We start from the raw sequence: 8,791 nt of genomic DNA, 5'->3' as shown, positions 1-8,791 counted from the left end.
ATTTTAAACTTAGAGTTTTAAATTTATCCTTAAATTTAGGGCGCTGTGCGAAATTCATATAAAAATCCGCCTTATGTGCAGACGAGTGAGCTTTGAAATTCCAAAATTCCTAGAATTTCGCTAAAATTGCGGGCAAATTTAAAAAGGGGCGAAATTTTGACTATTTATGATTTGGAGCGCCTGCGACTGGATGCGAAAAAGCACGTGGAGCAGCTAAAGCTGATCGCCGTTATAAGCACGGTGGCGCTGTTTGCGGCGTTTTGCATCATCGCGTATTTCGTGCGCAGGCGGGGCGCGCAGAACTTTAGCGCGACGATGCTCGTGTTGCTGGCGGTCGCCTCGCTCGCCGTGAGCCTTAAAGAGGTGCACTTAAACGGCTGGCAAAAGGATCTCATCGGCACGGAAAATATTTTAAAGTTCGGCGCGGTCGCGATCTCGTTTTTGATCTTCAAATACTCCGCAGCCTTACCGCAGGCGCTGATAGGCTTGGCCGCGGTCGCGCTCGCGGTGTGGCTAGCAGCGCGGCTTTATGCGCTCGGCGTAAGAAGCGCGCAAGATATCTTTACCGGGCGATACCGCCAAAGCTACAAGCAGCACTATCTGGCGCCTTTCGTGCGCGAGCTCGGCTATGAATACGTCTCCTACGGCAGCGTGCCGTTTTGGCGCGTGGTGCAGAGCGATCTGTTCGAGTTTATCAAAAATCTGCACGGCAACGACCGCGTGGGCGGCGTGTGGCAGGGGGTGAGCTTCGAGTTTAGCGACGTGAGCTTTTTCCATCAAAATTTACAGCACGAGCTTATCGGGGCGTTTTTCGTAGCGGAATTTAACAAACGCATCATCGCGCCCGTTTTCATCTATCCGCGCGAGATACAAAACAAACAGCACGTAGGCCTAAAGCCCGTTGCGATGGACAACGTGGAGTTTGCCGCGCGCTACAAGGTGCTTAGTGACGAGCCGCAAAACGCGATGTACGTGCTAACCCCTGCATTTATGGAGCGATTTTTGGCGGTGGGCGATGCGCTCGGGGCGCAGATCTGGGCTAGCATCAGAGAGCGACGGATCCATATTTTCGTGCACACTGGGCGCGATAATTTCGAGCCTAGCGTCTATGAAAGCGTGCTGCGCCGCGACCCCGCAAGCGAGATAAAGAGTGAAATTCTAAGCTTTTTGAGTATCGTTAAAATTTTAAAACTGAATGTGAGGATTTGGATTTAATAAAATTTAAGCGGCAAAGGCAGTATCTAAATTTACACGGTGAATGGAGCTCGCACGATAAATTTTAAAATTTCGCAGCGCACAATCAAGCTCTAGATAGCGAACTTTTAAATTTGATCGTCAAAGCGAGCTTTAAATTTTCGCCAAAGCAAAGCACATTTTAAATTTAACCGCCCAAGAAATATAAAATTTATGCGCCGCGGTAGCCTAAATTTAGCGCGCCACAAAGTATTCGCGCAGTCTGTCCCGTGCAAGCTCAAATCTAAATTTAAACGCGCGCTCACTATGATTCCAAAGATAAAATTTTGCCTGTCTGTATCGCAAATATAAAATTCCGCGCTAATCCGCACCCCGCCCTCTGCGATACGGTTTTAGCCGTACCCCCTACTTGATGCGCTCCCTCAGACTTTCATAAAACTTCGCAATACGGTTTTAGCCGCATCTGCGCGGCTGCTCGTACGACAACGCGGGCTCCAATGGCCCGCGCGCGTATCGGCTACAATCCAAAGCTAAATTTCGCCATGGTAAAACCGCGGCAAGCCGAGCCGCCCTGAAATTTTAAAGAATTTATCTCGCAAACGGGCGTTAGTTCGTGATGCTCGCTTATGAATTTTACGCGAGCGCGGCGGGCGAATTAGCTAAAATTTAGCGCTTTTGGTGTAGAATTCGAGCAAATTTCAATCCAAAGGTCATCAAAATGCGCGGATATAAAATTTTCTCCGGCACCGCAAATCCCGAATTTGCCAAAAAAATCTCCAAATATCTCTCGCTACCGCTTAGCGAATGCGCGATCAAAACCTTCAGCGACGGCGAAATCAGCGTCCAGATCGGCGAGAGCGTGCGCGGTAAGGACGTCTTCGTCATCCAGCCCACATGCGCGCCCGCAAACTCCAATCTGATGGAGCTTCTGATCCTAACCGACGCGCTGAAGCGCTCCAGCGCGAACTCGATCACTGCGGTCGTGCCCTACTTCGGCTATGCTCGCCAAGACCGCAAGGCGGCCCCGCGCGTGCCGATCAGCGCGAAGCTCGTGGCGAATATGATGCAAACGGCGGGTATCGACCGTGTCGTCACGATGGATCTGCATGCGGGGCAGATACAGGGCTTTTTCGACGTGCCCGTCGATAACCTCTACGGCTCGCTGATATTTTTGGACTACCTGAAAGAGAAAAATTTAAAAAATCCTATCATCGCTAGCCCCGACGTGGGCGGCGTCGCGCGCGCCAGAAGCTTCGCTAAAAAGCTCTCACTCGATCTGGTGATCGTCGATAAGCGCCGCGAGGAGGCGAACAAAAGCGAGGTGATGAATATCATCGGCGACGTCGCGGGCAAGGACGTGATCCTAATCGACGATATGATCGATACCGCGGGCACCATCGTCAAGGCCGCGGGCGCATTTAAAGACCAGGGCGCGAAGAGCGTCAGCGCGTTTTGCACGCACGCCGTGCTAAGCGGCCCGGCATATGAGCGCATCGAAAGCGGCGCGCTAGACGGCCTCGTCGTGACCGACACAATCCCGCTAAAGCAGGAAAGCGACCGCATCAAGGTAATCAGCGTCGCTCCACTCTTCGGCGAGGTCATCAGGCGCGTATATCACGACGAGAGCGTAAACAGCTTATTCAAATAAAATTTTAAAATTTAAAATGCGGCGTCGTTTGTTTTATACAGCCGCAGGAATGCGAACAATAGGCATCTTATCGTAAGGGATCGCGGCTCAGCCACAAGTCAAGCGCTTGCGCTTATGGGCTCTAAATTTGCAGCGTTGAGCTCGCTGTGATTTGACTATTGTGGATTTAACTGCGACGCAAAATTTAGCTTCTATGCGGCAAATTTAATTTATGCGTGACGTTTACTCCGCGCGGCGGAAAAATTTAACTGCAACCGCGTAGTAAATTTACCGCATTAGCCGCTGCAAACCGCATTTTATAATCTACCGCACTAAATTCCGTGAGACTGCGTTTTAAATTTGCCGTAAAATTTTCTGCATATTTGATGAGATCGCGCAGCGCCGCTACGTTTTAAATTTATGATAATTTGCCGCACATTCGCGTCTGTACATGCAGCTGCGCTTCTGCAAAACTCACATCCGCTAAATCATGCAAACCGCGTTTTTAAATTTCGCCGCAAAATCCGCAGCACGCGCCGGCAAGAATGACCAGCCGGAGCATTTAAAATTTAGCGCCAAAATTTTTTATATTTTAGAGCATTGTAAGACTCAAAATGCCGCGCTTATCGAGCGCTCCGCCGCTTATTGGCGACGGGCTATCGATATATCGGTAGCCCTCAAGCAATCCGCTTCTTTAAATTTTTACCGCTCAAGCTCGCAGCGATTTTTTAAAATCCCGCGATTTAAAAGCCAGCAAGGCGTCAAAATCATTTATAATTTAGTCAAATGCGGCATCGGGCACGTGCGTTGCGCCCAAGCTGGCCGCTAAAATTTCTTTATAATCTCCATCAAATGCTTGACAAGAGCCGTAATTGCGGCATTTTCATAGCTATCGTCTGTATTTTGCAACGCTATGGTTTTCATATTGCCGAAAAATCCCGGATCGTAATGCTCGATGTCATTTTGCACATAGCTTCTTAAAATTTGGCCGTTTCTTACGAGTTGAACCTCATAGATAAACTCTATGCCACCGATTCTATCGCTAGGAAACGGAGTAGCTTCGCCCGTAAAGCCCCTGTGGTGCTTTATTGTAATTTTAAGCTCGTCGGTAGAGTTTTGATCCAGCAGGTTCGCCTCTTTTAGCGCCGCTAAAAGCTGCTCGTTGTACTTTTTCTCGACCGCCTCCGGCGATTGATAGATAAATTTTTTCGGATTATGGTTTTGGAAGTGTTGGTAGGTAATGCCCTTGAATTTATACGCGCTTGCGATCGGCACTTTCGGCTGAGTCTGTCCACAACCTACGAAAAATAGCGCCGCAAAAAGCAAAGCTAGAAATTTTTTCATTTTTTCTCCTTTAAAATTTTGTGCAATTATATAAAAACGGGGTTTAGCCCGGGCTAAATTTCCGATCTTTCGGCGCCGCTATGCGTTTAAATTTTGATAAATTTGAGCGAAAGCGTAAATTTTAAGCGTAGCTCGGCGGCTAAGTTTCAAATCCTTTAAATTTGAAACTCGCTTAAATTTTAAAACCTCTTCAAATTTAAAATTTAATCCGAATTTGATCTGAAATTTTATAAAATTCCACCGTTTTAAACGGGTTTAAAAGCGGCGCGCAAGCTGTTTTGAAACCCTGAAATAAAGGAAGCCGATGCCTACTTTTACTACCAAAGACTACAAAGCCGCCCTTCGTAATCGCGGCTCACGAACCACTAGCACAGGCGGATTTAGCGTCAAAAACGATAACTCATTCATCGTGATCTTCGTCATTGCGATGATGGCTTTTATATTTTTTTACGGCATGTCGGCAGGGCTAGATTTAGATAAATTTTTTTTAGGAAACGGCCACGGACGCGGTGGAGGCGGGATTTTAGGACTTTTGATCGCCGGCGTAGCTTGGTATCAAGGGCGCGATGGCGGCGGGCTGTTTAAATTTAACGACCACGCGATTACCTTCGTTTCAAACGAGCGCAAGAGCGAAATCCTGCTCTTTAATATCGACTACGTTAAGCTCACTCCGGGCTTTCTGCGCACCTGCACCGGCTATACGGCGCTTAGCCACTCCCGCTATGTAAAACACGAGCGACTCTTTAAATTTGGGATCGGATCGATGATCGTGCTATGGCTAGTAGGTATCGCCATGAGCGAGCAGCTAACTATGGCATATGAGATGCTGGCGGCGGGCATCGTGATCTTTTTCTTCGCCAAGGCGCTCTCATCTTGGAAACTAAACGGCGACTTTCATGACATCTTGCTGCGCGACACCGTGCTGATCCGTGGCAAGGATCTGAACGACCGCGTGCTGTGGTTTGCGATCACGCCCGGTCGCAACGACCGCCGCAGGCTGCGCGCCTATTTCAAAGAGCATCTTGATTTCGACATCGACGGCGGCTGATTTTGTCTTAAAATTTAGAGGCTTGAGCGCGGATAGAACAGTAGAATTTCACAACGCAAAATTTAAGGCAAAATTTCACACATCAGAATTTCGCGATGCAAATTCTACCGAGCAAAATTTCAAGACGAAAAATTCTACGATATAAATTTGCAGGGCAAAATTTGGCAGCGTAAATTTCAAAGCCGCGAATGCACGGCGCGATATTTGCGGCTCTATACAACAAACTCCACTTCGCTTAACCGCCCCAAATTATCAAACGAAAAGAGCGCATCATTTTTAAAATTCGCTACGATCTTGCCCGTCGCTTCGCTAAATTTCGTGCCGTTTCTAAGCAAAAGCGCCCCCGATAAAACGGCGTGATTTAGCTGAAATGCGCCTATGTAATCGCGCGCCAAAGAGATGAGCTCGCTTGCGTCCATACCGGGCTTGATCGTACCATCTGGCGCCACGCACTCGCCTGCCGCGAACGCCACAAATACCGCTCCGCCGGCGTGCGGGCAGCGGTAGTAACATAACGGCTCCTGCGATAGCCCGCACGCAATCGCGCTTAGAGCATGCCCGTTTATCTCCGCACTTAGTGCAAGCTTAGGCGTGCCAAGCTCCGCTAGCTCGTGCCGCAAGTCGAAGTCGCGCACATCTCGCGCAAGGGTAAGTAGCCGCTCATCGAGGTGATTTATGTTCTCGTACCCCCACAGCCACGTGCGGCTGGCGTTTGCTTCGCTGCCGATATATAAAATGGCGCGCGGCGCATCGTCGCCGAAGAGGGTCTCGCTGCGCTCAAAATCCACAGACCAGTGCCTACCCTTTACGATCAGCTTCGAGCCCATCTCTTGCGCCCTTACGCCGCAACCCAAACATGCCGAAAACAAATCGGCAAAGCTGCTCCTATCCACGCCCAAGCGGTCTAAAAATTTCATCTTTCTCCTTTTGCCGCGCCGATAAATTTAGCACTTTTGCTGGATTTATCGGCACGCTCTCTTATGCGCCACGCACGCCGTTTTGCTATAAAACATTCGCACTATGGAATTTCATGCGGCAAGACGGGCAAAATTTAATCAAATTTTATAAATCCGCGGCGGATAAAATTTCATAGCGGGCGCTGCCCGGATAGAATTTTGCAGAAGGCGACGGGCATGGCGAGTGCAATTGCAGGAGATGACGGACGCGACCGCGATGATCGGCGGACGGTAAAAATTTAAACCGCTCGCGGGATGTTAAATTTGAAAGATGAAATTTTAGCCTAACGGCATGCGGCGAAATTTTACGACCGAACAGTGAACGCTAGAGTTTAAAGCGGCGCAAAACGGGCGCGCAACAGCGAATGTATCAGCTCAGGCGGCAAGCGATAGTTAAAGCCGTGCAGTCATAAAATTTAAATCGCCTCTTAAGATCGTGGAATTTAAAGCCGAAATTTCATACCGAACGGCGAGCTGCTAAATTTAAACCGCCCGAACGATCGTCAAAATTTAAAGGCAAATTTTACGGTCGCGCGGCAAAAGATGAAATTTAGATCACCCGCTCAAGCATAAAATTTAATCGATCTTTAGCACGCTCAAAAACGCCTCGCTCGGCAGATTTACTTTGCCGATTGCTTTCATGCGCTTCTTACCCTCTTTTTGCTTCTCGAGCAGCTTGCGCTTGCGCGTGATGTCGCCGCCGTAGCACTTGGCGGTCACGTTTTTGCCCATGGCGCGGACATTTTCGCGAGCGATGATCTTGTTGCCGATGCTAGCCTGGATAGCGACTTCAAAAAGCTGCCGCGGCACGATCTCCTTCATCGCTTTGACGAGGTCGCGCCCCTTAGATTCGGCCTTTGAGGCGGGCACGATGATCGAGAGCGCATCGACCGCTTCGCCGGCGACGCGGATGTCGAGCTTTACGAGATCGCCGCGCCTGTAATCGATCGGCTCGTAATCGAAGCTCGCGTAGCCCTTGGTGCAGGACTTGAGCTTGTCGTAAAAGTCCATTATGATCTCGTTTGTGGGCACGTCGTATTCGAGCAGGACGCGCTCGGGCGTGATGTAATCCATCTTGGTTTGGATGCCGCGGCGCAAATTTAAAAGGCTGATGAGATTGCCCAAAAACTCGCTCGGAGTGATGATGGTCGCCCTGACGTAAGGCTCCTCGATGCGCTCGATAAAATTTGACGCGGGAAGCTCGCTGGGGCTGTGTATCCGCACGCATGAGCCGTCCGTGAGATACACGGCGTATGTGACGGTCGGCGCCGTAGCGATGAGATCGAGATCAAACTCGCGCTCGAGCCGCTCCTTCACGACCTCCATATGCAGTAGCCCCAAAAACCCGACGCGAAAGCCAAATCCTAGCGCGAGCGACGTTTCAGGCTCGTAGCTAAGCGAGCTGTCGTTTAGGCTGAGCTTATCCAAAGCGTCGCGCAGATCTTCAAATTTATCGGTCTGCACGGGATAGATGCCCGCAAAAACGAAGGGCTTGGCCTTCTCAAAGCCGCCCACGGGCGCGACGGCGCGATTTTTAAAAAGCGTGATCGTATCGCCCACCTGCACGTCGGCGACGTTTTTTAGCCCCATTACTACGATGCCCACTTCGCCGCTGCTAAGCTCGCGGGCTTTGGCGGGCGCGAGCGGGTAGGGATACATCAGATCAAGCACCTCGTGGCGGTTCTCGCTACCCATGATATAGACCTCGTCGCCCTTTTTCAGCACGCCGTCGTAGAGCCTCGCAAGCGCGAGCGCGCCTAGGTAGTTATCGAACCAGCTGTCGTAGATGAGCGCCTTAAGCGGCGCGGCGTCGTCCATTTTGGGCGCGGGGATGCGAGTGATTATCGCCTCTAAAAGCTCCTTGATACCCACGCCCGTTTTGGCGCTGACCTCGATCGCGCTGCTGCAATCAAGCCCGATGACATGCTCGATCTCATCTTTTACGCGCTGCGGATCGGCGGCGGGCAGATCGATTTTGTTAAGCACGGGGATGATCTCGAGGTTGTGCTGCAGCGCGATATAGACGTTTGCGATGGTCTGCGCCTGCACGCCCTGGCTGGCATCTACGACGAGGATCGCCCCCTCGCAGCTAGCCAGCGAACGCGAGACCTCGTAGCTAAAATCCACGTGGCCCGGGGTATCGATCAAATTTAAAACGTATTTCTCGCCGCCAAGCTCGTACTCGAGCCGCACGGACTGCGCCTTGATCGTGATGCCGCGCTCCTTTTCGATATCCATCGTATCCATGATCTGGCTGCTCATCTGGCGCGCTTCGACGGCGTTGCACTCGCTAATTAGACGGTCTGCAAGCGTGGATTTGCCGTGGTCGATATGCGCGATGATGCTGAAATTTCTGATATTCTTTGTTTTCAAGTGGCTTTCCCTGATGAAATTTTAAGCCGCATTGTGCCGAAATTTCATTTAAAAACGGGTAAATGGGCGAATGGAATTTATGAAGTGTTTTTATACAACAGGTCTAGCCGGATTGGAATTTTACGAAGCGAAATTTTGAAGGATAAGGGAAAATGCGGGCGGCTTTGAGCAATAGAATTTTAAGTTTTATCGGCGGTGCGTTTTACCGCGATAGAATTTTAGGATGAGAGTTGGGCGCAGATTTTACTA

The 8,791-nt window shown here is 50.1% G+C and carries 7 protein-coding genes; 4 read left to right on the top strand and 3 right to left on the bottom strand.

Going from position 1 to position 8,791, the window contains the following annotated elements; translation table 11 throughout:
• The first annotated feature begins 156 nt into the window (after positions 1-156).
• Positions 157-1,215 carry a DUF3137 domain-containing protein gene (locus Q0372_RS09890; protein ID WP_298105459.1) on the top strand — a complete coding sequence of 353 codons (1,059 nt, stop codon included), beginning with the start codon at positions 157-159 and terminating at the stop codon, positions 1,213-1,215.
• Between the two features lie 697 nt (positions 1,216-1,912).
• Positions 1,913-2,842, top strand: a complete 930-nt coding sequence (locus Q0372_RS09885) for a ribose-phosphate pyrophosphokinase (RefSeq protein WP_297882561.1) — start codon at positions 1,913-1,915, stop codon at positions 2,840-2,842.
• Between the two features lie 804 nt (positions 2,843-3,646).
• Here the strand turns inward: Q0372_RS09885 and Q0372_RS09880 are convergent.
• On the bottom strand, positions 3,647-4,165 hold the full coding sequence (locus Q0372_RS09880; protein WP_298105455.1) for a hypothetical protein: 519 nt from the start codon (positions 4,163-4,165) through the stop codon (positions 3,647-3,649).
• Positions 4,166-4,469: 304 nt separating this feature from the next.
• Here Q0372_RS09880 and Q0372_RS09875 point away from each other — a divergent pair, with 304 nt between their 5' ends.
• Both Q0372_RS09875 and Q0372_RS09870 read left to right on the top strand, forming a co-directional pair.
• Positions 4,470-5,213: a hypothetical protein gene (locus Q0372_RS09875; protein ID WP_298105452.1), complete on the top strand. Its 744-nt coding sequence runs from the start codon at positions 4,470-4,472 to the stop codon at positions 5,211-5,213.
• Positions 5,188-5,358, top strand: coding sequence for a hypothetical protein (locus tag Q0372_RS09870; RefSeq protein WP_297883383.1), 171 nt, complete (start codon positions 5,188-5,190; stop codon positions 5,356-5,358). The genes Q0372_RS09875 and Q0372_RS09870 overlap by 26 nt, the downstream gene beginning before the upstream one ends.
• A 67-nt stretch (positions 5,359-5,425) precedes the next feature.
• Here Q0372_RS09870 and Q0372_RS09865 read toward each other — a convergent pair whose 3' ends face one another.
• Together Q0372_RS09865 and lepA are read right to left on the bottom strand one after the other, a co-directional pair.
• Entirely contained in the window at positions 5,426-6,130 is a 705-nt protein-coding gene (locus tag Q0372_RS09865) for a DUF6882 domain-containing protein (protein WP_297883382.1), read from the bottom strand.
• Positions 6,131-6,745: 615 nt separating this feature from the next.
• Positions 6,746-8,542 carry a translation elongation factor 4 gene (gene lepA / locus Q0372_RS09860; protein ID WP_298105448.1) on the bottom strand — a complete coding sequence of 599 codons (1,797 nt, stop codon included), beginning with the start codon at positions 8,540-8,542 and terminating at the stop codon, positions 6,746-6,748.
• Positions 8,543-8,791 lie beyond the last annotated feature (249 nt).

It is taken from the genome of uncultured Campylobacter sp. (assembly GCF_937997405.1).
Lineage (GTDB): Bacteria > Campylobacterota > Campylobacteria > Campylobacterales > Campylobacteraceae > Campylobacter_B.
This window is presented reverse-complemented; position numbering and strand designations above follow the sequence as displayed.

Excerpts from the sequence above, each read along its gene's own strand:
- Q0372_RS09885 (WP_297882561.1), top strand. The coding sequence starts at position 1,913 with ATGCGCGGATATAAAATTTTCTCCGGCACCGCAAATCCCGAATTTGCC.
- Q0372_RS09880 (WP_298105455.1), bottom strand. The coding sequence starts at position 4,165 with ATGAAAAAATTTCTAGCTTTGCTTTTTGCGGCGCTATTTTTCGTAGGT.
- Q0372_RS09875 (WP_298105452.1), top strand. The coding sequence starts at position 4,470 with ATGCCTACTTTTACTACCAAAGACTACAAAGCCGCCCTTCGTAATCGC.
- Q0372_RS09865 (WP_297883382.1), bottom strand. The coding sequence starts at position 6,130 with ATGAAATTTTTAGACCGCTTGGGCGTGGATAGGAGCAGCTTTGCCGAT.